Below are 24,795 nucleotides of genomic sequence, written 5' to 3'. Positions count from 1 at the left end.
AATGGTGCCCCTTTGCGGGGCGAACCGTGCTCAGACGTTGAACTTGAAGTGCATTACGTCGCCGTCATGCACGACGTATTCCTTGCCTTCCTGGCGCAGTTTTCCGGATTCCTTGGCGCCGCTTTCACCATTGCATGCGACGTAGTCGTCATAGGCGATGGTTTCGGCGCGGATGAAGCCGCGCTGCATGTCGGAGTGGATCTCGCCCGCGGCCTCGGGAGCCTTGGCGCCCTTGTGCACGGTCCATGCGCGCGCTTCCTTGGGGCCGACGGTGAAGAAGGTGAGCAGGTCGAGCAGTTCGTAGCCGGCGCGGATGATGCGCGCGAGGCCGGTTTCGTGCAGGCCCATTTCCTCGAGGAAGACCATGCGCTCGTCCACTTCCATGCCCACGAGTTCGGCCTCGATGGCGGCAGAGACGATGACCGCGGTGGCATTCTCGGCGGCGGCTTTCTCGAAGACGCGCTGCGAGAACGCGTTGCCTTCGGCTGCCGATTCCTCTTCGACGTTGCAGACGTAAAGGACGGGCTTTGCGGTCAGCAATTGGGCCTGCCGGAAGACGCGGGCTTCCTCGTCGTCCTTGGGCTGGGTGAGGCGCGCAGGCTTGCCTTCGCGCAGCAGTTCGAGCGCCTGGCCGAGAACCGAAGCGGCAATCTTCGATTCCTTGTCGCCGCCGGTGGCGCGCTTTTGTGCGGCAGGAACGCGCTTCTCGAGGCTCTCGAGATCGGAAAGCAGGAGTTCGGTTTCGACAGTTTCGGCATCGGCCAGCGGATCGACCTTGTTGTCGACGTGCTGGATGTCGTCGTTCTCGAAACAGCGCAGGACATGGATGATCGCGTCGACTTCGCGGATGTTGCCGAGGAACTGGTTGCCGAGGCCTTCACCCTTTGATGCGCCGCGCACGAGCCCGGCAATGTCGACGAAGGAAAGCTGGGTCGGGATGATCTTGGCCGAACCGGCAATCGCGGCCAGCTTGTCGAGGCGCGGGTCGGGCACGCCGACCTGGCCGACATTGGGCTCGATGGTGCAGAAGGGATAATTGGCTGCCTGAGCGGCCTGCGTCTCTGTGAGCGCATTGAACAAGGTCGACTTGCCGACATTGGGCAGGCCCACGATCCCGCAACGGAAACCCATGTTTTACTCCGAATGAAAATTTCGCCGCCCATAGCGGTCAGGATCGGTCTTGACCAGTTTCACCTAATCTTCACCCCCCGCGACTATCGCTGCCGGGCATGAAACATGCGATCCGTCTGACCCTGCCGCTGGCCGCCGCCCTCCTCCTCGCCGGTTGCGGTGCAAGCCCGGAAGAGCGCCTGACCCGGGCCGAGCAGGCTTATTCCGCGCACAACTATTCCGCCGCGCGCGTCGATCTCGCCAGTGTCATCCAGGAAGCGCCGGAAAACGCCAGGGCGCTGGAATTGCTGGCACGTACCTACATTGACCTGGCGGACCCGGTGTCTGCCGGCAGCATGCTCGAACGTCTGGGCAGGCTGGGCAAGCTGCCCGCCGATGCAGGGGTACTGCAGGGCAATGTCGACCTGATGCTGGGCCATTACGACAAGGCACTTGCCGCAGTCGACGGCGACGGTTCGGCGCAGGCCTACAGGGTGAGGGCGCTTGCGCATATCGGGGCCGGCGATACCGCCAAGGCTGCCCAGGCTTTCGCGGCCGGAGAGAAGGCGCCGGGAAGCAAGGGGCGCCTGCTGGCCGACTACGCCAGCTTCCAGCTCGACAGCGGCAATGAGGCAGAGGCGCGGCGGCTTGCCGCTCTTGCTGCGCTGGAAAAGCCGCGCCCGCTCAATTCCTACCTCACCAGCGCCGACCTGCTCGCGACCGACAATAACCTCGACAAGGCACTCGCCGTCTTCGAAGCCGGGCTCAAGGCCTATCCCGAAAGCCGCGCGGCCCTGCTCGGCAAGATCAGGGTGCTCGATGCGCTGGGCAAGAACGAGGCGGTCAGGCCGCTTGTCGCCAAGGCGCTGGCCGACAACCCTGGCGATCTCGACCTTGCCTACTTCGATGCCCGGCTCGATGCGCTCGCCGGCAAGTGGCGTTCGGTTCGGGACAAGCTGCAGCCGCGCGAGAGCGTGCTTGAGCAGCAACCGCAGGCCAATGCGCTCTACGCCAAGGCGCTGCTCGAACTGGGACAGGGCGAGCAGGCGAGGGCGCGGCTGACTTCGCAGTTGCTGCGCGAGCCGGACAACCGGCAGGTCCGCCTGCTGCTAGGCCAGGCGGAGCTTGCGCTGGGCGATGCATCCGATGCGGTGGAGACGCTCGAGCCTTTCGCCGGCCTGACGGATGCGACGAACGAGGAACTCTCATCGCTTGCCAAGGCCTACAAGGCGGCCGGCCGGTCCGATGCGGCAGCCATGGTGCAAAAGGCGCGCGAAGCGGCCGGGGCCCGGATTGTGTCGCGGCTGGCCTCGGCGGACAAGGCAATGCGCAACAAGGATTGGCAGACTGCCATTGGCGATTACGAGACGATCCTGCGCCAGACCGACGGTAACAACGTTCTCGTGCTCAACAACCTCGCCTTCGCCTACAGCCAAGTCGGCGCTGAGGCCAAAGCCCTGACCTTCGCGGAAAGGGCGCTCAAGCTGGCACCGGACAATGCCTCGGTCATGGATACGGCGGGATGGTTGCTGCACAGCACGGGCAAGGACCGCAAGCGCGGACTGGCCCTTATCGAGCAGGCTGCCCGCAAGGCGCCGGACAACGCCACCATTGCCGGTCATCTGGCGCAGGTTCGCAAGAGTTGAACGCAGACAAGGCCCCTCCCGCGGTTTGCGGAAGGAGCCTTGTCGGAACACCTCGGGGAGCTAGACCGAGGTTGGCTGGACCTGCCTGTCAGGCCGTGGCGAGATGGGCTTTGCCACGGCGCGGGCGCCTGCGTGCGAACGCAAGACCGGCGAGTCCAAGACCGAGAATTCCGATTGTGCCGGGTTCGGGGACCGGCGTACCGCCCGAGGAGCTCGAGCTGCTGCTGATGGTGCCCGAACCGCTGGCCGACGTGATGTTGCCTGCGCCAGAGATCGACTGATAGCGCGCGAAGAAGTCCGAGAGCGTGATCGATTCCGGGGCTGCATCGAAGCCGAGGGTCAGCGAACCGGTGCCGGTGTCGCCGGTGAGGACGCCGCCCGAGTTGCCGGCGCAAGAATTGCTGTCACCACCCTTGAAGCAGACGTCGACGGTGCCGATCCCGTTCGGGTAATTGCTGCTGAGCACCGAGTAGGAAAAGGCGCCGGTGCTGCTGGCATCGACAATGCCGGGATCGACGTCGAAAGCGAAGCTCGAAACGCGCGAATCGAGGCCTCCGCTCGTCGTGTTGCTGACGCTGTAGTCGAAGACGTAGCCGGTCGAGGTGATGCCGGTCAGCGTGAAGGTCGCCGAGGATGTCAGCCCGTCGATTGTCGTGCCGCCGGAAAAGCCGTCGAAGTTGACCGTGAAGGAATCTCCGATGCTATTCGAATCGAGTGTGATCGCGTCGGCCCAGGCCGGTGCGGCAAGTGTCAGGCTGGCCAATGCTGCCAGGCCGGTAAGCGTCTGCTTCATTGTGGGCATCGAGTATTCCCCGCCGACAGGATGGACTTAGCGATAGACGCGGCGGCGGCGCGCATAGGCCATGCCAATGAGGCCGAGGCCAAGGATGCCGACCATGCCGGGTTCCGGTACTTCCGAACCGCCCGACGAGGTGGAACCACCCGAGGTCGAAGTCGAACCGCCAGAGCTGGATTCGCAGGTGGAGTGGCCGCAGCCGCAATAGTGGCTGTGCCTCCAACCGCCGGCCATTGCCGGGGTGCTGATGGTCAGCAGGGCGCCGGCTGCGATGGTTGCGGCGAGCAGGGTCTTGCGGATCATGTCAGGATTTCCCGTATTGCAGTTTGACTTGTTGCCTAACTAAGCAATGGCCGTGCCAAATACGGAAAACAGGGATTTTCGATAGTTAATGGCCGCAAAGGGCGGTCGCGCCTGTAAGCTAACTCGACACTATCAATCGATTTCAGGTGTTTAGTTCGCCGCGCGAGGGACGCGGCTGTTCGGGCAGGCGGCCGGGCAGGTCGTCCGCGCCGGGCATGCCTCTGTAAGCTAACGGGGGCTCGGTCAGTCCTGCAGGCGCAGCGCGACATCGTTCATGAAGCGCGTGTCGTCGCCCGCGGCAAGCCGGTCGGCTTCTGCGGCAACGGCGCCCAGCATGTCGGAAAGCGGGTCGATCTCGGCCTTGGCGTAGTTGCCCAGGACATAACCGGTGACGCGGTCCTTGTGGCCGGGGTGGCCGATGCCAAGGCGCACGCGGCGAAAATCGGGGCCGAGGTGCTGGGCGATGGAGCGCAGGCCGTTGTGCCCGGCATGGCCGCCGCCTTGCTTCACCTTGACCTTGAAGGGTGCGATGTCGAGCTCATCGTGAAAGACGGTAAGGTCGGACAGGTCGAGCTTGTAGAAGCGCATCGCCTCGCCGACGGAGCGGCCGCTTTCGTTCATGAAGGTGGCGGGCTTGAGCAGGAGGATCTTTTCGCTGCCGATGCGGCCTTCCTGCAGCCAGCCCAGGAACTTCTTCTGGACCGGGCCGAAGCCGTGGACGTCGGCGATCGTGTCGACGGCCATGAAGCCGACGTTGTGCCGCTGCATGGCATATTGCGGTCCGGGGTTCCCGAGGCCGACCCAAAGCTGCATCGTCTAACTCCCGACAGCGGAAATGCACACGGCGGAAACGAAAAAGGCCTCTCCCGCGCATCGCGAATTCGCGGCGCGGGAGAGGCCCGGTAATCCGTGGATTACTCGGCTTCGGCTTCCGCCTCGCCTTCGGTCTTGGTCGTGTCGCCTTCTTCGCTCTTCAGAGCCGAGGGCGCAACGATCGTCGCGATGGTGAAGTCGCGGTCGGTGATCGCGCTTTCCGAACCGGCCGGGAGCTTCACGTGGCTGATGTGGATCGATTCGCCCACGTCGAAGCCGGTGACGTCGATCGCGATCTCTTCCGGGATCTTGTCGGCGGCGCAGACCAGCTCGAGCTCGTGACGAACGACGTTGAGAACGCCGCCGCGCTTGAGGCCCGGGGCCTTTTCTTCGTTGACGAACGAAACCGGCACGTTGACGTGGACGCTCGCGCCCTTGGCAAGGCGCAGGAAGTCAACGTGGAGCGGACGGTCGGAGACCGGGTGGAAGGCAACGTCCTTGGGCAGGGTGCGCAGCTTCTTGCCGCCGACTTCAACTTCGACGATCGAGTTGAAGAAGTGACCGGTGCCGAGCTGACGAACCAGCTCCTTAGCCTCGACGTGGATGGCCAGAGGTTCTTCATTGCCACCATAGACAACGGCAGGGACACGGCCATCGCGACGCAGGGCACGGGAGGCTCCCTTGCCAGCCCGTTCACGCGTCTCGGCCGGCAGGTTAAGCGTATCGCTCATGAGGACTTGCCTTTCGAAAACTGGATAGATCGCGGCAATCGGATCGACCATCGACCCGCGCCGTCCCGTCACGCCTCCAGGGATGACCATGACAGGAGGGCGGCCCCTTATCCGTAAAGGGGCGCATTTGCAAGCCGTATCGCGGTTTTCCGGCGGCTATTCGACCCGGGTTACGGTGTATCCGCGCGCGGCCAGCATCGCGGGCAGTCCCTGCGGTCCGGCCATATGGGCCGCGCCTACCGCTACGAAAGGCATGTTCCCGGCCTTCATGGCCTCGACGATCCGGCCGGTCCAGCGCCGGTTGCGTCCGGTGAACAGCACTTCGCGCAGCTCCGGGTCCGCAAGAAGGCCCTTTCGCGTTTCCTTCTCGATTGCGGCCATGTCGCCCTTGCGCCAGCTATCGGCAAGGTCGGTGTCCGAACTTGCGGCTTCCTTGACCACGGCGGCGAGCAGGTCGCGCTGTTCGCTCTCCGGCAAGGTGTCGAAAAGGCCGAGCTGTTCTTTCGCGCCTTCCAGCTCCACCACCGGTCGTTCCCCGGCCGCGGCGATCACCGCGCGATCCACCCCGTTGCGCGCCGCATCGTCGTCCGCGCCGCTGCGCGCCAGGGTAAGGGCAGCCGCCCAGGTGTCCATCGCCGCGAAATCGCCGTCGCCATAGCCGGTGGACTTGAGCAGGGCGGCAAGGGCAGGGCGCTGCGGGGCCGCAATCCTGCTGGAGAGCGGAGGCTGGCCTTCGCTTCTGGCAAGGCGGGCAAAAGTGGCGGCAACGTCGGCTTCGTCGGCAAGGTTGGCAACTTCGACCATGACCGTGTCGGCAGTATCGAGCGCGCGGCCCACGGCAGGCGTGCGCCACGCCAGCGGCCTCTCGGCGCTATGGATCGTCCCGAAGAGCCACGCCGTCTCGCCCGAGGAGCCTTCGACCTTCCACAGGGCAGGATCGGCCTTCTGTGGCTGGGGCGAACAGGCCAGCAGCGCCAGCGTCGTAAGCAGGGCAAGCAGCGGGCGCAAGGCGGCTTACTGCAGCCGGGTCGAAGGGACGCCCTGGGCGGCGAGCTGTTCCTGTACGCTGTCCTCTCCGGCAAGGTGACCCGCGCCGACCGCCACGAAGACGGTGCCCGGCTCATCGAGGCGGGCCTTGAGCCACTTGGCCCAGGCCGCATTGCGGTTGGTCAGCAGGACCTGCCGCACGCGCTTGTCGGTCTCGCCCGCATTGAGAATCTCGGCCAGTTCCTCGGCGCGGCCTGCCTTCCATGCTGCGATCAGCCTGGCCAAATCGTCGCGCATGGTCGGCAACTGGTCGAGCACTTCGCCGAGATAGTTCTCCTGCGCGTCGGCGGGCAGGCTGTCGAACAGGTCGATCTGATACGCGGCCGTCTCAAGCGCCTCGCGGGCAAGGCCGTGCTCTTTCGCCAGCGCCTCGATCTGGGATTCGACGCCGTTTTCGGACTTGTATCCCGCCTTCTGCATCGGCAGCGACGAGAGCAGCAGGGCGGCGTACCAGGGTTCGAAGCGGTCGAAGGCATTCACCGGTACGCCAAGATCGGTCATCGCCTTCTCATAGGCGCTGCGCTCTTTCTCCGGCAGGGCTTCGCGCAGCGTCTTGCCATCGGTGCGCACGGCCTTGGTGAGAAATTCTTTCTGCAGATCGGCGGGCGAATCGATGATCGCTTCGGTCACCAGCAGCTTGGACGAATTGAACGCCTTGGCGACCGGGCCGCTGTACCAGTCGGTAGCTTCGGGCAGAATGTGGATCGTCCCGAAGAGGTAGATCGTCGTGTCATCGTCCGCGATCTTCCACAGGCCCGGCGTCGCGGGTACCGGCTTCACCGCGACCGGGGCCTGCGGGCTCGTCGCAGCGGCGGCGACCGGGGCATTCGCAGAACCTTCGCCGGGCGTTGCCGGCGCTTCGCGCGCGAGCAGCGAAGTCGCGCCGAACAGTGTGAGAATGCAGGCGGAAATGCCCAGTCGGGCTTTGGTTCTGCTGATGATCATGGGCATGACAGTGACCGACAATGGACAAACGTGCGATTAACGCAAGCGGCCTTTCCAGTTCCTTCAACAGTGTTTCAATGCACATGGTGGGCATTTCGCACATCATGGCCTGTTGATTTGGCATTCCCGATCCGCCAAAGGCCGCGCAGCCAAGAAATTGACGGAATCTGCATGCCAACCGCCGCCGAACAGCCGCTCAGCTTCCAGGACATGATCCTGACGCTTCATAATTTCTGGAGCGCGCAGGGCTGCCTGATCCTCCAGCCCTACGACATGCGCATGGGCGCGGGCACCTTTCACCCTGCCACGACGCTGCGCGCACTCGGGCCGGAGCCGTGGAAGGCCGCCTACGTGCAGCCCTCGCGCCGCCCGACCGACGGTCGCTATGGCGAGAACCCGAACCGGCTGCAGCACTACTATCAGTATCAGGTCATCCTGAAGCCGAACCCCGAGAACCTGCAGGAACTCTATCTTGCCAGCCTCGCGGCAATCGGCGTCGATCCGCTAGCGCACGACATCCGTTTCGTCGAGGACGACTGGGAAAGCCCGACGCTGGGCGCCTGGGGCCTGGGCTGGGAAGTCTGGTGCGACGGCATGGAAGTGACGCAGTTCACGTATTTCCAGCAGGTCGGCGGGTTCGACTGCAAGCCGGTCGCCGGTGAGCTTACTTATGGCCTCGAGCGCCTTGCGATGTACATCCAGGGCGTCGACCGCGTCTATGATCTGCGCTTCAACAACGAGGGCGTAAGCTACGGCGACGTCTTCCTTGCCAATGAGCAGCAGCTGTCGAAGTACAACTTCGAGATCGCCGATACCGATGCGCTGTTCGCAGGTTTCAAGGCGGCCGAGGCGGAATGCATGCGCTGCATCGACGCGCAGATCCCGCTCGCGGCCTACGACCAGGCGATCGAGGCTTCGCACCTGTTCAACCTGTTGCAGGCGCGCGGCGTCATCTCGGTGCAGGAACGCGCCAGCTATATCGGCCGCGTGCGCGATCTCGCCAAGGGCTCGTGCCAGGCCTGGATCGAAAAGAACAAGGACGAGTGGGAAGCCAAGTTCCCCGGGTGGACCGTATGACCGACTTTCTTCTCGAACTGCGCTCCGAGGAAATTCCTGCCCGCATGCAGGCGGGTGCGCGGGCCGATCTCGAAAAGCTGTTCCGCAAGGAAATGCAGGCTGCCGGTGTTGCCGTGGGCGCAGTTACCGTCTGGTCGACGCCCCGCCGCCTCGCGCTGATCGCGCGCGACCTGCCGCTTGCTACCGAAGCGGTGCGTGAAGAGACCAAGGGTCCGGCCGCCACTGCGCCCGAGCAGGCGCTGGAAGGCTTCCTGCGCAAGACCGGGCTGACCAGGGACCAGCTCGAAGTCCGCGACGTCAAGGGCAAGGACACGTACTTTGCGGTCGTCGAAAAGCCGGGCCGCGCGGTCAGCGTGGTTCTGGCCGAGGCCATTCCGGCCATCGTGCGTGCATTCCCCTGGCCCAAGTCGCAGCGCTGGGGCGCGGCCTCGATCTCGACCGAATCCCTGCGCTGGGTGCGTCCGCTCTCGGGCATCGTGGCGATCCTGGGAGAAGACCTTGTCGAATGCGAGGTGGGCGGTATCCGCTCGGCCTATACGACCAAGGGCCACCGGTTCCACCACCCTGACGAGATCACCATCGGCGGCGCCAACGACTACGCCGACAAGCTGCGCGCCTGCCACGTCATCGTCGACCATGAGGAACGCCAGGACCTCGTGCGTACCAAGGCGCGCGAAGCGGCCGAAGTTGCCGGCCTGACGCTGGTCGAGGACGAAGGCCTGGTGATCGAGAATGCCGGGCTCACCGAATGGCCGGTGCCGCTGCTCGGCCGTTTCGACGAGGATTTCCTCGAGGTTCCGCCCGAGACCATCCAGCTCACCGCGCGCGTCAACCAGAAGTACTTCGTGTGCGAGAAGGACGGCCAGCTTGCCGATGCCTTCGTCTGCACGGCCAACATCGTCGCCAGCGACGGCGGTGAGGGCATCGTTGCGGGTAACCGCAAGGTCCTTGCCGCGCGCCTGTCCGACGCCCGCTTCTTCTGGGAGCAGGACCGCAAGACGCCGTTGTCGCAGCACGCGAAGAAGCTGGAACGCATTACGTTCCACGAAAAGCTGGGCACTGTCGCCGACAAGGTCGAGCGCGTCGCCAAGCTGGCGCAATGGTTGGCGAGCGAAGGTATCGTTCCCGGGTGCGATCCTGCACAGGCGCGTCAGGCGGCCGAACTGTGCAAGGCCGACCTCGTCACCGAAATGGTCGGTGAATTCCCTGAGCTTCAGGGCCTCATGGGCGGATACTATGCCCGCGCCGAGGGGCTGCCCGACGCCGTGGCCGATGCCATCCGCGATCACTACAAGCCCGTGGGTGCCGGTGACGACGTGCCGACTGCCCCGGTGACCGTGGCGCTGGCGCTGGCCGACAAGCTCGATACGATAAGCGGCTTCTTTTTTGAAGGTATGCCCCCCACTGGATCGCGCGATCCGTTTGCATTGCGTCGTGCTGCTTTAGGTGTAATCGCACTTTTGCAAGTGAATGGCGTCCGAGTTCCCCTGAAATTAGCCAGCACGGTCTCAATTGCGCACTTGGGTAAGTTGCTCGGTCGGCATTCTGCGAAGTCAATTGTAGAATATATAGATGCAATGGACGCAGTTGGATTGCCTGTTTCAGAACAAGCGATTGAAGATGCGAAGAATGCGGCACTGAATAAAGTGCTGTCTAATGAGGCGAAAGAGAAGCTGATTATTGGTCGAATTAGGCCGACCGTTGCGGAAATTCTCGACTTCTTCGCCGACCGTCTCAAGGTCCAGCAGAAGGAAGCGGGCGTCCGTCACGACCTGATCGACGCGGTCTTTGCGCTGGGCGGCGAGGACGATCTCGTCCGCCTGCTCGCCCGCGTGCACGCCCTGCAGGCATTCGTCGAGACCGAGGACGGCACCAACCTGCTCGCCGGGTACAAGCGTGCGGCCAACATCCTCAAGAAGGAGGATTGGAGCGGACAGGACGACGGGATCGAGCATACCGGCGATGAAGACCCGCTTGAAAATGTCGACGATCCCGACATGCAGGCTGTCTATGCGGCCGAACTTGCCGAGCAGGCGGCGCACAAGGGGCTTTCCTACACACCCGAAAAGGCGGAAAAAGCGCTGATCGACGCGCTCGACAACGCCGAGCCGAAAGCGGCGGCTGCGGTTGCCGCGGAAGATTTCGCAAGCGCCATGGCGGCGCTGGCCTCCTTGCGCCAGCCGATCGATGCATTCTTCGATGAGGTGACAGTGAACGATCCCGAACCCAGCAAGAGAACGGCACGTCTCGCGCTGCTTGATCGTTTCCGTGCTGCAGTGCACAACGTGGCGGATTTCTCGAAGGTCGAGGGGTAGTCGTTCTTACCCGTTTTGACCGTGTAAACTGTGTAAACCAAAGCAGGAAAGTCAGGGGACAGATGAGCAGGCAGGTCTATACCTTCGGTGGTGGCGTGAAGCACGATGACCCGCGTTCGCGCGACAAGGTCATCACCGGCGGCAAGGGTGCGAACCTTGCGGAAATGGCCGGCATCGGCCTGCCGGTGCCTCCCGGTTTCACGATCACGACCGAGGAATGCGTCAAGTATCTGGCCGAAGGCGGCGATTTCTCCGACGCCCTGCGCGCCGACGTTGCCGAGGCCCTGACCCATATCGAGAAGACGGTGGGCAAGGACTTCGGCTCGGCTGCCGATCCGCTGCTCGTTTCGGTCCGTTCCGGCGCCCGCGTGTCGATGCCCGGCATGATGGACACGGTCCTCAACCTCGGCCTCAACGATGACACGGTGGAGGGCCTGTCCGCCACTTCGGGCGACGAACGCTTCGCCTGGGACAGCTACCGCCGCTTCATCCAGATGTATTCCGACGTCGTTCTGGGCGTCGAGCATCACCTCTTCGAAGAAGCGCTCGAGATCGCCAAGGAAGACAACGGCTACCTCAACGACGTCGAGATGACCGCCGACAACTGGCGCGCCATCGTCAGGCAGTACAAGGGCATCGTCGAGAGCGAGCTTGGCCACGCCTTCCCGCAGGACGTCAACGAGCAGCTCTGGGGCGCCATCCGCGCCGTGTTCGATTCCTGGGATTCGGACCGCGCCAAGGTCTATCGCCGCCTCAACGACATTCCCGGCGACTGGGGCACGGCGGTCAACGTCCAGGCCATGGTCTTCGGCAACATGGGCGAAACGTCGGCCACCGGCGTTGCCTTCACCCGCGACCCGGCGACCGGCGAGAAGGCCTACTACGGCGAATGGCTGGTCAATGCGCAGGGTGAGGACGTCGTCGCCGGCATCCGCACACCGCAGTACCTGACCAAGGCCGCCCGTGAGCGCGCCGGGGCCAAGCCGCTGTCGATGGAAGAGGCGATGCCCGAAGCCTACGGCGAGCTCGCCGCGGTCTTCGAGCTGCTCGAAAAGCACTACCGCGACATGCAGGACATCGAGTTCACCGTCGAGCGCGGCAAGCTGTGGATGCTCCAGACGCGTTCGGGCAAGCGCACTGCCAAGGCTGCGCTGAAGATGGCGGTCGACATGGTCGGCGAGGGCCTGATCGACGAGCCGACCGCGATCAAGCGCGTCGATCCGATGGCGCTCGACCAGCTGCTGCACCCCACGCTCGATCCCAAGGCTCCCCGCGACCTGCTGGGCAGGGGCCTCCCCGCCTCGCCGGGCGCCGCTTCGGGTTCGATCGTCCTCGATGCCGATACGGCCGAGAAGCGCGCGGAAATGGGCGAGGCGGTCATCCTCGTGCGTGTCGAGACCTCGCCTGAGGACATTCACGGCATGCACGCGGCCAAGGGCATCCTCACCGCACGCGGCGGCATGACCAGCCACGCGGCGGTCGTCGCGCGCGGCATGGGCCGTCCCTGCGTCTCTGGCGCTTCGGGCCTGTCGATCGACATGAAGACCCGCACCCTGCGCATGGGCAACCGTGAGCTGAAGGAAGGCGACATCCTGACGCTCGACGGCGCCAGCGGCGACATCATGGCCGGCGAAGTGCCGACTATCGAACCCGAACTTGCGGGCGACTTCGCTACCCTGATGGAGTGGGCCGACAAGCACCGCCGCATGAAGGTGCGCACCAATGCCGAGACCCCGGCCGACTGCAAGATGGCCCGCCAGTTCGGCGCCGAGGGCATCGGCCTTTGCCGCACCGAGCACATGTTCTTCGATGCCGAACGCATTTCGTCCGTGCGCCAGATGATCCTGGCCGAAGACGAAGCCGGTCGCCGCGCCGCGCTGGAAAAGCTGCTGCCCGAACAGCGCGCCGACTTCCACGCGATCTTCGATGTGATGGCCGGTCTTCCGGTCACCATCCGCCTGCTCGACCCGCCGCTCCACGAGTTCCTGCCGCACGGCGAAGAGGAATTCGCCGAGCTGTCCGAGGCCATCGGCATCGGCGTGGCGACGCTCAAGCGCCGGGCCGATGAACTGCACGAGTTCAACCCGATGCTCGGCCACCGTGGTTGCCGTCTCGGCATCACCTTCCCCGAGATCTACGAGATGCAGGCCCGCGCCATCTTCGAGGCTGCCTGCGACGTCGCCGATGCCTCGGGCGATGCGCCTGTGCCCGAAGTGATGATCCCGCTCGTCGCCACCAGGCGCGAGCTGCAGATCCTCAAGAAGGTCGTCGACGATACTGCCGCCAAGGTCTTCGCCGAGAAGGGGCGCACGCTCGACTACATGGTCGGCACCATGATCGAACTGCCGCGCGCAGCGCTGATGGCCGCCGAGATCGCCGAGGAGGCCAAGTTCTTCTCGTTCGGCACCAACGACCTCACGCAGACGACGCTGGGCGTCAGCCGCGACGATGCCGCGCGTTTCCTCAGCCCCTACGTTGAAAAGGGCATCTATCCGCGCGATCCGTTCGTCAGCCTCGACATCGAGGGCGTCGGCCAGCTCGTGACCATGGGCGCCGAGCGCGGACGTGCCACGCGCGCCGATCTCAAGCTCGGCATTTGCGGCGAACACGGCGGTGACCCGGCCTCGATCGCGTTCTGCGAGAAGACCGGCCTCGATTACGTCAGCGCTTCACCCTATCGCGTGCCGATCGCGCGACTGGCCGCAGCGCAGGCGGCGCTGGCCTGATCTGTCACGTTATCGGGCTGGAAGTCAGCGCTTCCAGCCCGATAACGTCAGGATTTCGAACTTTTCGACCGTGCGCCCGTCCTCGCCGGCGGCGGCGAAAGCCTCTCGCGCCCTTTCCAGTGCCTGCTTGCCGAGCGCCGGAGCGTGATCGGCCAGGACATTGCCGCAGCCTTGCGCCCGCAGATCGCCTACGAGCCTGTCAAGGCTGCGGAACGATACCCGGAGCGGGCGCTGGTCGATGACCGGATCGGCGAAAAGCGTACGTTGGAGCAGTTGTCCCCCCGATCGCACATCGACGGCGGGGTGCATGCGCGCCGCCGGCTGATCGCCGTCTGCCGAAAGCATTACGTCCCGCAAGGTCGGCAGGCAGCCCGCCGAAAGGAAACTCGCAATCATCATGCCGCCGGGCGCCAGCGCCTTGCGGATGTGGATGAGGGCGCCGGGCAGGTCGTTGAGGGTGTCGAGCGTGCCGAGGCTCGCGATCAGGTCGAAGCCGTCGAAGGGGAATGGCTGTTCTTCTTCGAAGCCCTCGGCCGGCTCAACCGCGGTGACCTTGACCCCGCGTGCTGCAAGGTTTCGGGCTAGCTCGCCCGTCCAGTCCCCGATGACGAGGGCGCTCGCCGGTTCGAAGCGCAGGAAGTCGAGCCGCTCGATGACGTCTTCGACCATGTCCTCGATCAGGTAACGCGGTGCATCGGGCCGGTTCTGCAGAGCGAGCATGCGGCGGCGGGCCATGCGGCGCCGGGCCGGGGAGAAAATGCGGGGGGGACCTTTGTTAGCCATCTGCGCCCCCTGCCGCGTGTTCGGCCTGCACGCAACCGGTTGTCGCGCCGGACCGATCGGTTAGCATGAGCCGATGCCGCTTTCCCAAGCTCTCGCGCCGCTGGTCGATTTGGTCTTTCCACCACGCTGCCCGCTCTGCGGCGAGGGCATTGCTGCGCAGACGGGCCTGTGTTCACGGTGCTGGTCCGAGCTTGCGATTCCCGGCGAACCCTCCTGCGCCACCTGTTCGCGACCGTTCGCCGATGGCGTGGGTGAGGGCTCTGTCTGCGCGCCGTGCCTTGCCGAGCCCCCGCGCCATGACGGGATCGCTGCGGCCACGCTCTACAACGATGTCTCGCGCAAGTTGGTGCTGTCGCTCAAGCATGGCAATCGCATCTCGCTTGCGCCGATGATGGCCGGATTGATGCTGCCGAAACTGCCGTTCATGGACGATAGCTGGCTGATCGCGCCCGTGCCGCTGCATCGCTGGCGATTGTGGAAGCGCGGTTACAACCAATCGGCAGAGCTGGCGCGCGAGATAGGCAAAGCGACGAAAGCAAGCCATTGCGTGGATCTGCTGGAGCGCAGAAAGGCGACGCCTTCGCTTGGCGGCCTGGGCCGCAGCGCCCGCAAACGTGTGCTGACAGGTGCGATTGGCTTGAACCCGCGCCGCAAAGCTGTGGTGAAGGGGGCGAAGATCGTTCTGGTTGACGACGTCATGACCAGCGGGGCGACAAGTGATGCCTGCGTCTCCACGCTCAAGCGCGCCGGAGCCGGAAAAGTGGTGATCGCCTGCTTCGCGCGGGTCCTGGATGAAGCGCTGGACTTGACCTGACCAGCAGCGGGACCATACGAAAACGCCCGGAGCGGTCAGCTCCGGGCGCCCTCGTGACGAAACTCGTGGACCCCGTTATCCGGTTCAGCGGCGCCCCTGCACGCCGCTTGGTCCGATCCCTCAACTTGGTTCCCTGAACCGTGGCGCTTGTCTGTCAGCGACCTTTGGGTCAGAAGCAGCCCCCCAGATGCGGATCTCAAATTCCTACGAAACGCCGATCTTGGAAAGTGCATTTCCGGCAATACGTGGATTTTGACCATCATCTGTGGTTATCGTGCAACATTCACTGCGTTGAACAGGTCGAAAAGGAAATCTACCGCATGTCAGACGTCTCAAGCGCCGAACGCGAACTGGGAACCGCTTTCCTGCCGAAGTTCGATGCGCATGGACTGCTGATTGCCATTGCCGTCGACTCGGTCAGCCGCGAGATACTCATGGTTGCGTACATGGACGAGGAAGCGCTGGCCAAGACCCGCGAAACGGGCCTTGCGCACTTCCATTCGCGCTCACGCGGCAAGCTTTGGCTCAAGGGAGAGACTTCCGGACACTTCCTGCGGGTGCAGGAAATGCGGGTCGATTGCGATCAGGATGCGCTCATGCTGGTGGTCAAGCCGGAGGGCCCGGCTTGCCATACGGGCGCGCGCAGCTGCTTCTACCGCCAACTGGAAGGCGACGAACTGCGCCGCATTGCCGAATGATACCGGTTTTCCGGGAAGGGCCGATCCTGTTACGGCCCTTCCCGGAAGATCTCGTCAGCCAAGGATCTCGTCGAAGAGGTTGACCATCGCGGCCCAGCTCTGGCGATCGGCGCTGGCATCGTAGCCCAGCGCGTCCATGCCCCGGGAATCGCTCGCCGGCTCGGTAAAGCCGTGCTTGACGCCGCTGTAGGCATGGAAGTGCCAGTTGGCGCCGGCCGCATCCATTTCTTCCCAGAAGCCCATGACCTGATCGCGCGGAACCATCGGGTCGGCATCGCCGTGGCACACCAGAATACGTGCCTTGATCGCGCCCGGCGCGGTGGGGACGCTCGCTCCCAGTGTGCCGTGAAAGCTGACGACGGCCGCGAGGTCCTGTCCGTCACGGGCGGTTTCAAGCGCAGCCTGGCCCCCCATGCAATAACCGATGGCGAACACGGTCAGGCCGCGGGCTTCGGGAAGACCGCGCAGCGCAGAGATCGCGGCGGCGCAGCGCGCGCGGTAATAGGCATTGTCTTCGCGCAGCGCCTTGGCGAGCGGAAACGAGGCCTCGAAGCTCGCGACCGGTTCGCCGTAAAAGTCGGCAACGATGGCCAGATAGCCCAGTTCTGCGAGCATCTGCGCGCGATGGGCCGTGCCTTCATTGTGGTTGGCGATCGTCGGGAAGACGAGCACCGCAGCGCGCGGCGTCCCCTTTGGGCGGGCAAGCCACCCGGTGAGATTGACGCCGGCGTGCGAGTAGGAGACGGATTGCAGGTCACTCATTCGGGAAGAAACTCCGGAACAGACAGGTATCGCTCGCCTGTGTCGTAATTGAAGCCGAGCACACGGCTGCCGGCAGGAAGGTCCTTCAGCTTCTGGGCGATCGCGGCCAGCGTCGCCCCCGAACTGATGCCCACCAGCATACCCTCGGTCGTGGCGCAGCGGCGCGCCATGTCCTTGGCGTCGGCAGGATCGACCTGGATCGCGCCATCGATCGACTGGGTGTGCAGGTTCGACGGGATGAAGCCCGCGCCGATGCCCTGGATCGGGTGCGGGCCGGGCTGTCCACCGGAAATGACCGGCGAAAGGGTCGGTTCGACTGCATAGGCCTTCATGTCGGGCCACTTGGCCTTGAGCGTTTCGGCGCAGCCGGTGAGGTGGCCGCCGGTGCCTACGCCGGTGATGAGTATGTCGACGGGGGTGTCGGCGAAGTCGGCCAGGATTTCCTGGGCCGTCGTGCGGACATGGACGTCGACGTTGGCCGGGTTGTCGAACTGCTGGGGCATCCACGCGCCCGGCGTGCTCTCGACCAGCTCCTTCGCGCGTTCGATCGCGCCTTTCATGCCCTTTTCCTTGGGCGTGAGATCGAAAGTGGCGCCATAGGCCAGCATCAGCCGGCGGCGTTCGATCGACATCGATTCGGGCATGACGAGGACCAGCTTGTAGCCCTTGACCGCGGCAACCATGGCCAGGCCGATGCCGGTGTTGCCCGAAGTCGGCTCGATGATGGTCCCACCCGGCTTGAGACTGCCGTCGGCCTCTGCAGCCTCGATCATTGCAAGGCCGATGCGGTCCTTGATCGATCCTCCGGGATTTGCGCGCTCCGCCTTCACCCAGACTTCATGGTCCGGGAACAGGCGCGAGAGCCGGATATGCGGCGTATTGCCGATAGTGGCGAGAATGCTGTCAGCCTTCATGCTCATGCTCCCTCTGGCGATATTGTGGCTCGAATGTGCGGGCATTGCGGATCTCGGGGAAGATCCATGCCCAGATTGCGGTAATGACTATGGCAGCGCCGCCGCCGAAAACAACAGCCCCACTGGCGCCGAGCAGCGCGGCAGCCACGCCGGACTGCATTTCGCCCAGCTCATTGGAAGCGGAAACGGCGACGCCGGAAATGGCCGAGACGCGGCCCCGCATCTCGTCGGGCGTGTTGAGCTGGATCAGCGAATTGCGAATGAAGACCGAGATCATGTCCGCCGCACCCAGCACGGCCAGAAAGCCCAGCGACAGCCAGTAGTTCCACGAGAGACCGAACGCCACGGTTGCCGCGCCGTAGGCGCCTACCGCAAGCAGCATCTTCACACCGACATTGGTGTTGAAGGGCCGGAATGACAGCAATAGCGCGACGATGGCTGCGCCGAAGGCAGGCGCGGCACGCATGGGGCCGAGACCTTCCGGTCCCACTTGCAGGATGTCACGGGCAAAGACCGGCAGCAGCGCGGTAGCCCCGCCGAGGAGGACGGCGAAGAGGTCCAGCGTAATGCAGCCGAGCAGAAAGCGTTCGTGCCACACGAAGTGGAACCCCCGCACGATCTGGCGAACGGGATGCGCATTGCGGGCTTCCGATGATGGCGGCGGCAGCGTGCGGATCAGCATGATGCTGGCGCTGGCCATGACCATGAGCACCAGCGAGATCCAGTAAGGCAGGTCGCGCTCATGCGCGAAGAGAAACCCGTAGGACGCCGGGCCGACGACGGTGCCGGCCTGCCAGGCGATGGAATTGAGCGCAATCGCCTTCGGGATCAGCTCGGCAGGCACGACGTTGGGCGCGATGGCGCTCATCGCGGGGCCGACGAAGACGCGAGCGCTGCCGTGCAGGGCCGCGAAGAAGAACAGCAGCGGCAGGCTGTGAATCTCGAACATGGTTGTCACGGCAAGGCCCGCGGCGATGAACATGTCGACGCACATCGCCGCTGCAGCGACCTTGCGCCGGTCGAACATGTCGGCCACCACGCCTGCCACCGGGGTCAGCAGGAACAGCGGGACGAACTGGACGAGGCCGAGGATGCCGAGCTGCAGCGATGCCTGCGAGATCGACATGCCATATTCGGCTCGGGCGACATCGTAGAGTTGGTAGCCGATGATCACGACCATGCCGGTCGTGGCGACAACGGCCATGAACCGGGCGAACCAGAACTTGCGGTAGTCAGCGATGCGAAGGGGGGACGACGGAGTACTCACGTGGGCACCTGTGGCACTGCCGCCGTCCCTTGCCAAGCCGCTCCTTTAAATGTCTCTCAAAGCGAGAATTTTGCCGTCAGGCGAATGTCCCTGCCGGCGATGGGAACGAAGTCGCGCGTCTCCGATGCCGCGAGCCGTCCGGTGACGTCGAACAGGTTGTCCGCCGAGAGGATCAGCGAGACCCGTCCATCCTCGCCCAACGGCCGCCAGGTGGCGCTGGCATTGACGAGAGTGAATGCGCTCGTCGGGTTTTCATTCTCGGTAACGCGGTCCTGCTTGGCGTTCCATTCGACCTCCCCGCGCAAGGAAAGAACGGGCGAGCCGAACTCCAGGCCCCCGCGCAGGCGCAGCGGCGGAATGCGGGTAACCGGTCCGGCATCGACAAGGCGCGCGTGAGTGTAGTCCACCCCGGTGTCCAGCTTCAGCGAATTGTCCTCGCCCCAACGCAGGAAAGTCACTTCACCCTCGGCCTCGACGCCGCGGAACCGGGCAGGGGCCTGCAGGTACTGATAGACCGGGAAATCCTCGATGATCTCGCCTGTCGGGACGGCAGTGATGAAGTTGGCGAAGTTCGTGCCGAAGGCCGTGACCGAAGCGTTGAAATCGCCGCCGCTGTAGCGAACCCCCGCCTCGATGCCGTCGCTGCGCTCGACGGTGAAGCCGGGATTGCCCCGTTCAAAGGACTGGGTGGCATCGTGCATGCCGTCGACGAAAAGCTCCTCGGCAGACGGAGCGCGTTCGCCGTGCGCGTAATTGACCGAGACGGTCATGTTCTCGATCGGGTGCCAGGCGATGCCCGCAACACCCGAGTATTGTGAAAAGTTGCGCTTCTCGTTCGTCGGAATGGTGCGGATGCGCGTGTTCTCGTAGCGCAGTGCGCCTTCCAGGTCGAAAGCACCCAGTTCGATGTGCTGCAGGGTGAAGACGGCGAAGCGATCGGTCTGGTTGTCCGGCAGGAGAAGTTCGTCGCCGCTGATGTCGAGCCGTTTGGACGAGTATTGTACGCCGCTGCTGCCGCTCCAGATGCCGCGCCGCGCCTGGTCGGCCTGCGCGCGTACTTCCAGCCCCTTGCTGTGGAACTGAGTGCCGATATTGCCGTCCTCGACTTCGGCGTGCTCATAGTCACCATAGGCCCCGCGAAGTTCGAGACGCTTGAGGAAACCGTCAAGGTTCAGCCCGGCGCGAAGGTCGACGCGGGTCTGGCGCAGGGAAATGGAGGTCTCTCCCGGATCGGTGGAGGGACGCGGCGGAATGCCGTAGTCCGTGGCCAGTCGTTCGACCGAGACGCCGATGTCCCCGCCCTCGTCTATGAAGGCGATGCCCGATCCCAGCGTCCAGCCCTTGGCCCAGCTGTTGGGGATACGTCCCTTGCGGTTGGCCTGCGCCGTCAGGCTGGCTGCGCCGTCGGCTTCGCTATCTGCCGCCAGGTCGCCGGCCTGCGCCAGCGTTTGCGCACGCAGCTCCGGGGAGAGGACGTAGCCGCCTACGCGAAGATCGTTGGCGTGATTGTACGATGCGTCGAAGTGGGCGACAAGGCGGCGATCGAGCCGGATATCCGCCGCTATGCCGCCGTTCACTGCATCGGCTGCAGTGCCGTAGGAGCCCAGCGCATCGAGGGCGATGAGCTTGTCCGGGACCCTGCGGGGAATGCGCTTGTCGGTGGCGTTGACAGCGCCGCCAGCCGGATCGCTGGCATAAAGCAGGACGCGCGGGCCGTGGAGGACTTCTACCCTGTCGACGTTAAGCGTGTCGAGCGAGACGGCATGGTCCGCCGAAACGGAGGATGCGTCGAGCGAACCGAGCCCGTCGAGCAGTACCTGGACGCGCGGACCGTCGAAGCCGCGCAGGATCGGGCGCGATACGCCGGGCGCGAAACCGCTGCTGGACACACCGGGAAGGCTTGCCAGCATCTGTCCGATCTGCGGCGCAAGATTGCGGGTGAGCGTCTCGCCCTGAAGCACGACCGGTGCGGAGATCGGATCGGTATTGCCGGAAATCACACGACCGGTGACAATGATATCCGGGCCGCTTTCGCTGGCGTGAGTACTGTCGTCGGCGGGGCTGACCGAACGGGGAGCTGCAGTTTCGGCAATGGCGGGAGCTGCGATGACGGGAAGGGCCGCGGTGGCAAGGAAGCTGGCATGAATCAGCCTGGCGATTCGGGGGGAGGAGTGGTTGCTCATCCTCTTCGCTTACTTGTGATGTTATACTATATCAATGAAGGATTGCGGTCGAAGCCGTAAAATTGGCGGGTTGCGCAGGAAGTTGCCGCCTGCTGGGACGCAGCTACCTGCGGCCACGCGGCGAAATGTGCGGATCCGACGCGGAGCACCCGATCGGCAGCATGCGCTTCGGATCGGGACAGAAGCGATTGTGCTTTGAGACGCGTACCGCGTTACGGCAAGAATTCAGCGGCGGGGACGCAGCCGAGGATTGGGCTGGATCGCATCGACAAGCTTCAGGAAGTCATCCACGCGGATGATCCGCTCGAACTGGAAACCGGCACGGCCCTCATGGGCCCAGATCAGGTGCGCCTCGATGCGACCGATTACAGGCAGGCGAATGACGACGCGTTCACCGCGTTCAAGAGCGAGGTCGCCATCGGCCATGAAGCCTTGGGCCGAGACATTGACGATATGCAGATGAACGTCGCCCAACTGGCGATGTTCGCCGATGACCGAATGGTCCACCGGATGTCGTGCCGCGCGGCGCTTGTCTGTTACGCTGAGCTGTGCTCCGGCACTCATCGTCGATTTGCCTCATGTCGTTGTCGAGGCAGACATGATGCATGCAATTGGCAAACAATCCGTAAACCCGGCAAGATTTTGCCGGGTCTACAGCGCGATGTCAGGATTTACGCGCCTTTAAGGATACCGTGCTTTTTCTTGCCCAGGCTGAGCTTGCGCGTCTCTCCGGCAGGGACCGTGATGAGCATTCCAGGATCGTCCATGAGGGCATCGTCCAGCTTGACCGCACCTTCGCCGATCTTGCGCTTGGCCTCGCCGTTGGAGGCGGTGAATCCCAGCGCCGTGCAGGCCGCGCCGAGCCGGATTCCTTCGGCGCTCACTTCGACCGTCGGAAGGTCTTCGCCCAGGCCGCCGCCTGCGAAAGTCTGCGCGGCGGTCGCTTCGGCGGCCCTGGCAGCCTCTTCGCCGCGGCACAGCCTGGTCGCCTCGTTTGCGAGAATTACCTTGGCATCGTTGATCGCGCCGCCTTCGAGCGCTTCCAGTCGGGCAATCTCGTCAAGCGGCAGGTCGGTGAACAGGCGCAGGAACTTGCCGACGTCGCGGTCGTCGCAATTGCGCCAGAACTGCCAGTAATCGTAAGAGGAGAGGGCGTCCTCGTTGAGCCAGACCGCGCCCGAGACCGACTTGCCCATCTTCGAGCCATCGGCCTTGGTGATGAGCGGGGTCGTCAATCCGAAGACCTCCTTGCCGTCCATGCGCCGTGCCAGTTCCACGCCATTGACGATGTTGCCCCACTGGTCCGATCCGCCCATCTGCAGGCGCACGCCCATCGTGTCGCTCAGGTGCCGGAAGTCATAGCCCTGCAGGATCATGTAGTTGAATTCGAGGAACGTCATCGGCTGTTCACGCTCGAGGCGAAGCTTGACCGAATCGAAGCTGAGCATGCGGTTGACGGTGAAATGCGTGCCGACCTTCTGCAGCATCTCGATGTAGCCGATCTGGCCCAGCCAGTCGTGATTGTTGACCATGACCGCGTCGGTCGGGCCGTCGCCGAAAGTAAGGAAGCGTTCGAAGGCCGTACGGATCGAGGCGATGTTCGCTTCGATGGCTTCATCCGAGAGCATCTTGCGCACTTCGTCCTTGCCGGTCGGATCGCCGATGCGCGTGGTGCCGCCGCCCATGAGGACGACTGGCTTGTGGCCGGCCTGCTGCAGGCGGCGCAGCAGCATGATCGAGACAAGGTTGCCGACATGGAGCGAGGATGCCGTCGCGTCGAAGCCTACATAGCCCGGCACGACCTGCTTGGAGGCAAGGGCATCGAGGCCCTCGGCGTCGGTCATCTGGTGGATGTAGCCGCGCTCGTCGAGCAGGCGGAGCAGGGAAGAGTTGTAGGTCATGGCCTTGCTGTCTGGATGGATGTCTCTTGTTTGGAGCGGGGCGCCTAGCACGCGGCGAGCCTGAAACAAAGCACACAGGCGCACATGTCGCACCGCCAAGGCGCATGATCGCTGGAAACTCGGGATCGGTGGCGAAGCCGATTGCAATTTGCCGGGAGTTCGGCCCTAGTCAAAGCGACCATGACAGACCTTACATATCATCCCGCTCATCCGCCCGCCCATATCCGAAGCGTGGAGACGCGCTTCATCGGCTTCGATCACGAATGGGTCCGGGTTCGCTGGAAAATCCTCGGTGCGGCAAGGCTTGTCGTTCCGCCTTTCGCGGGCAAGGGGAGGGACGATGGGCTGTGGAACACGACCTGTTTCGAGCTGTTCCTGCAGACGCCCGGCGACAAGGCCTATGTCGAGCTGAACCTCTCGCCGTCGGAACGCTGGAACGCCTACGATTTCGAAGGGCGTCGCGAAGGCATGGCGGAGCGGCCGATGCCGCGCGAGCCGGAATGCACCATGCGCAAGGGCACGGACATGGCCATCTTCGATGCGGCAATTCCGGCGGCCGGGCTGCCGGCGCGCCCCTGGCGTTGCGGTATCACCGCCGTCCTAGAGGAAGAAGGTGGCATCAAATCCCTTTGGGCCCTGTCCCATGCCAACCCGGCTGCGCCGGACTTCCACGATCCGGCTTGCTTCACGTTCGAGGTTGCGGCACCGAGCGTGGCATGAAATTCGGTATTGACCGCCTGCTGGCGGACCCTGAACTGCGCAAGCCGCTGGCCGGCCGCCGCGTCGCGCTTATCGCTCACCCGGCCTCGGTCACCGATCGTCTCGTCCATTCGCTGGACGCGCTGGCGGCCTGTCCCGACATAGCCCTGACGGCCGCCTTCGGCCCGCAGCACGGCCTCAAGGGCGACAAGCAGGACAATATGGTCGAGACCGCGGACGAGCGCGATCCGCTTTACGATATACCGGTGTTCAGCCTCTACGGTGAAGTGCGCCGCCCCAGCGCGGCAATGATGGACACGGCCGATGTCTTCCTGTTCGACCTGCAGGACCTGGGCTGCCGCATCTACACGTTCGTGACGACGCTGCTCTACATGCTTGAGGCCGCGGCGGCGCAGGGCAAGAGCGTGTGGGTTCTGGACCGTCCCAATCCCGCTGGCCGTCCGGTTGAGGGCACCACCCTGCTGGCAGGCCAGGAAAGTTTCGTCGGCGCCGGGCCCATGCCGATGCGCCACGGTCTGACCCTGGGCGAAATGGGGCACTGGTTCGTTCGCCAGTTCGGGCTGGACGTCGATTACCGGGTCATCGCGATGGAAGGCTGGGCGCCGTCGCAGGCTTCGGGGTTCGGGTGGCCGGACAGTCGGATCTGGATCAATCCCAGTCCCAACGCGGCCAACCTCAACATGGCCCGGGCCTATGCCGGCACGGTCATGCTCGAAGGCACGACGCTTTCGGAAGGCCGCGGTACGACGCGCCCGCTCGAAGTGCTGTTCGGCGCGCCTGACGTGGATGCCAAGGCGGTCCTTGCCGAAATGGAACGGGTGGCGCCCCACTGGCTCGGCGGCTGCGCCCTTCGTGAGTGCTGGTTCGAACCGACCTTCCACAAGCACCACGGCAAGCTGTGCAGCGCGCTTATGATCCATGCCGAGGGCGGGTTCTACGATCACCACGCGTTCCGCCCCTGGCGCCTGCAGGCGCTGGCGTTCAAGGCGATCCGCAACCTCTACCCAGACTATCCGCTCTGGCGCGACTTCCCGTACGAATACGAATTCGACCGGCTTGCCATCGATGTGATCAACGGCGGCCCGGCGCTGCGCGAATGGGTGGATGATGCAGGTTCGCAACCCGGCGACCTCGACGCCCTGGCAGGGCGCGACGAGGCGGCATGGCTGGAAACCACGCGAAGCCTGCTGCTTTACGGGGGATAACCGGGTTGCCTCACCCCCTCAGGGGCGTACCTTCCCCCT

22 protein-coding genes are annotated in these 24,795 nt (G+C 64.3%); 8 read left to right on the top strand and 14 right to left on the bottom strand.

What is annotated here, in order from left to right; genetic code table 11:
• Window positions 1-30 precede the first annotated feature (30 nt).
• A complete protein-coding gene (ychF, locus tag JI59_RS03855) occupies window positions 31-1,131 on the bottom strand; it encodes a redox-regulated ATPase YchF (RefSeq protein WP_007015306.1) in 1,101 nt (366 codons plus the stop codon).
• Between the two features lie 98 nt (window positions 1,132-1,229).
• On the opposite strand from ychF, the gene JI59_RS03850 reads away from it, so the two are divergent.
• The gene (locus JI59_RS03850; protein WP_007015305.1) at window positions 1,230-2,756 is read left to right on the top strand and encodes a tetratricopeptide repeat protein; all 1,527 of its coding nucleotides are present in this window, start codon (window positions 1,230-1,232) and stop codon (window positions 2,754-2,756) included.
• Between the two features lie 88 nt (window positions 2,757-2,844).
• Here the strand turns inward: JI59_RS03850 and JI59_RS03845 are convergent, their stop codons facing one another.
• The 6 genes from JI59_RS03845 to JI59_RS03820 form a co-directional block, all read right to left on the bottom strand.
• The gene (locus JI59_RS03845; protein ID WP_138921539.1) at window positions 2,845-3,558 is read right to left on the bottom strand and encodes a cistern family PEP-CTERM protein; all 714 of its coding nucleotides are present in this window, start codon (window positions 3,556-3,558) and stop codon (window positions 2,845-2,847) included.
• A 27-nt stretch (window positions 3,559-3,585) separates the two neighbouring features.
• Window positions 3,586-3,855 (bottom strand): PEP-CTERM sorting domain-containing protein, encoded by a 270-nt coding sequence (locus tag JI59_RS03840; RefSeq protein WP_007015303.1) that lies wholly within the window; start codon window positions 3,853-3,855, stop codon window positions 3,586-3,588.
• Between the two features lie 243 nt (window positions 3,856-4,098).
• Window positions 4,099-4,668 (bottom strand): aminoacyl-tRNA hydrolase, encoded by a 570-nt coding sequence (gene pth, locus JI59_RS03835; protein WP_007015302.1) that lies wholly within the window; start codon window positions 4,666-4,668, stop codon window positions 4,099-4,101.
• 101 nt (window positions 4,669-4,769) lie between these two features.
• Entirely contained in the window at window positions 4,770-5,399 is a 630-nt protein-coding gene (locus JI59_RS03830) for a 50S ribosomal protein L25/general stress protein Ctc (RefSeq protein WP_038576904.1), read from the bottom strand.
• A 156-nt stretch (window positions 5,400-5,555) separates the two neighbouring features.
• A complete protein-coding gene (locus tag JI59_RS03825; RefSeq protein WP_007015299.1) occupies window positions 5,556-6,407 on the bottom strand; it encodes a TraB/GumN family protein in 852 nt (283 codons plus the stop codon).
• A gap of 6 nt (window positions 6,408-6,413) precedes the next feature.
• Window positions 6,414-7,391, bottom strand: coding sequence for a TraB/GumN family protein (locus JI59_RS03820; RefSeq protein WP_038575478.1), 978 nt, complete (start codon window positions 7,389-7,391; stop codon window positions 6,414-6,416).
• A gap of 171 nt (window positions 7,392-7,562) precedes the next feature.
• On the opposite strand from JI59_RS03820, the gene JI59_RS03815 reads away from it, so the two are divergent.
• The 3 genes from JI59_RS03815 (at window position 7,563) to ppdK (ending at window position 13,509) form a co-directional block, all read left to right on the top strand.
• Entirely contained in the window at window positions 7,563-8,468 is a 906-nt protein-coding gene (locus tag JI59_RS03815; protein ID WP_007015300.1) for a glycine--tRNA ligase subunit alpha, read from the top strand.
• The gene (gene glyS, locus JI59_RS03810; protein WP_007015297.1) at window positions 8,465-10,783 is read left to right on the top strand and encodes a glycine--tRNA ligase subunit beta; all 2,319 of its coding nucleotides are present in this window, start codon (window positions 8,465-8,467) and stop codon (window positions 10,781-10,783) included. Before JI59_RS03815 ends, glyS begins: the two co-directional genes overlap by 4 nt.
• Window positions 10,784-10,845: 62 nt before the next feature.
• The gene (gene ppdK, locus JI59_RS03805; RefSeq protein WP_007015296.1) at window positions 10,846-13,509 is read left to right on the top strand and encodes a pyruvate, phosphate dikinase; all 2,664 of its coding nucleotides are present in this window, start codon (window positions 10,846-10,848) and stop codon (window positions 13,507-13,509) included.
• A 24-nt stretch (window positions 13,510-13,533) separates the two neighbouring features.
• Here the strand turns inward: ppdK and JI59_RS03800 are convergent, their stop codons facing one another.
• Window positions 13,534-14,292, bottom strand: coding sequence for a class I SAM-dependent methyltransferase (locus JI59_RS03800; protein WP_038575476.1), 759 nt, complete (start codon window positions 14,290-14,292; stop codon window positions 13,534-13,536).
• Window positions 14,293-14,365: 73 nt separating this feature from the next.
• Between JI59_RS03800 and JI59_RS03795 the strand changes: the two genes are divergently transcribed.
• A complete protein-coding gene (locus JI59_RS03795) occupies window positions 14,366-15,106 on the top strand; it encodes a ComF family protein (protein WP_007015294.1) in 741 nt (246 codons plus the stop codon).
• Window positions 15,107-15,426: 320 nt separating this feature from the next.
• The gene (gene hisI, locus JI59_RS03790) at window positions 15,427-15,804 is read left to right on the top strand and encodes a phosphoribosyl-AMP cyclohydrolase (protein WP_013833599.1); all 378 of its coding nucleotides are present in this window, start codon (window positions 15,427-15,429) and stop codon (window positions 15,802-15,804) included.
• A gap of 54 nt (window positions 15,805-15,858) precedes the next feature.
• On the opposite strand, the gene JI59_RS03785 is transcribed toward hisI, so the two are convergent.
• The 6 genes from JI59_RS03785 to tyrS all read right to left on the bottom strand — a co-directional run bounded on the left by JI59_RS03785 (window position 15,859) and on the right by tyrS (window position 22,831).
• On the bottom strand, window positions 15,859-16,566 hold the full coding sequence (locus JI59_RS03785) for a dienelactone hydrolase family protein (protein WP_007015292.1): 708 nt from the start codon (window positions 16,564-16,566) through the stop codon (window positions 15,859-15,861).
• Window positions 16,563-17,480: a cysteine synthase A gene (gene cysK, locus JI59_RS03780; protein WP_007015291.1), complete on the bottom strand. Its 918-nt coding sequence runs from the start codon at window positions 17,478-17,480 to the stop codon at window positions 16,563-16,565. Before cysK ends, JI59_RS03785 begins: the two co-directional genes overlap by 4 nt.
• Window positions 17,470-18,747 (bottom strand): MFS transporter, encoded by a 1,278-nt coding sequence (locus JI59_RS03775; protein ID WP_038576901.1) that lies wholly within the window; start codon window positions 18,745-18,747, stop codon window positions 17,470-17,472. Before JI59_RS03775 ends, cysK begins: the two co-directional genes overlap by 11 nt.
• A gap of 56 nt (window positions 18,748-18,803) precedes the next feature.
• Window positions 18,804-20,930, bottom strand: coding sequence for a TonB-dependent receptor (locus JI59_RS03770; RefSeq protein ID WP_038575474.1), 2,127 nt, complete (start codon window positions 20,928-20,930; stop codon window positions 18,804-18,806).
• A 225-nt stretch (window positions 20,931-21,155) separates the two neighbouring features.
• A complete protein-coding gene (locus tag JI59_RS03765; protein ID WP_038575473.1) occupies window positions 21,156-21,494 on the bottom strand; it encodes a pilus assembly protein PilZ in 339 nt (112 codons plus the stop codon).
• Between the two features lie 107 nt (window positions 21,495-21,601).
• Complete coding sequence (tyrS, locus tag JI59_RS03760) at window positions 21,602-22,831, bottom strand: tyrosine--tRNA ligase (RefSeq protein WP_007015286.1); 1,230 nt, start codon at window positions 22,829-22,831, stop codon at window positions 21,602-21,604.
• 180 nt (window positions 22,832-23,011) lie between these two features.
• Here tyrS and JI59_RS03755 point away from each other — a divergent pair, with 180 nt between their 5' ends.
• Entirely contained in the window at window positions 23,012-23,551 is a 540-nt protein-coding gene (locus JI59_RS03755) for a DOMON-like domain-containing protein (RefSeq protein WP_038575471.1), read from the top strand.
• On the top strand, window positions 23,548-24,756 hold the full coding sequence (locus JI59_RS03750; protein ID WP_007015285.1) for an exo-beta-N-acetylmuramidase NamZ family protein: 1,209 nt from the start codon (window positions 23,548-23,550) through the stop codon (window positions 24,754-24,756). The genes JI59_RS03755 and JI59_RS03750 overlap by 4 nt, the downstream gene beginning before the upstream one ends.
• The last annotated feature ends 39 nt before the right edge of the window (window positions 24,757-24,795 follow it).

It is taken from the genome of Novosphingobium pentaromativorans US6-1, assembly GCF_000767465.1.
Taxonomy (GTDB): domain Bacteria; phylum Pseudomonadota; class Alphaproteobacteria; order Sphingomonadales; family Sphingomonadaceae; genus Novosphingobium; species Novosphingobium pentaromativorans.
The sequence above is the reverse complement of the archived record's forward strand: the minus strand, read 5'-3'. Positions and strand labels throughout refer to the sequence as shown.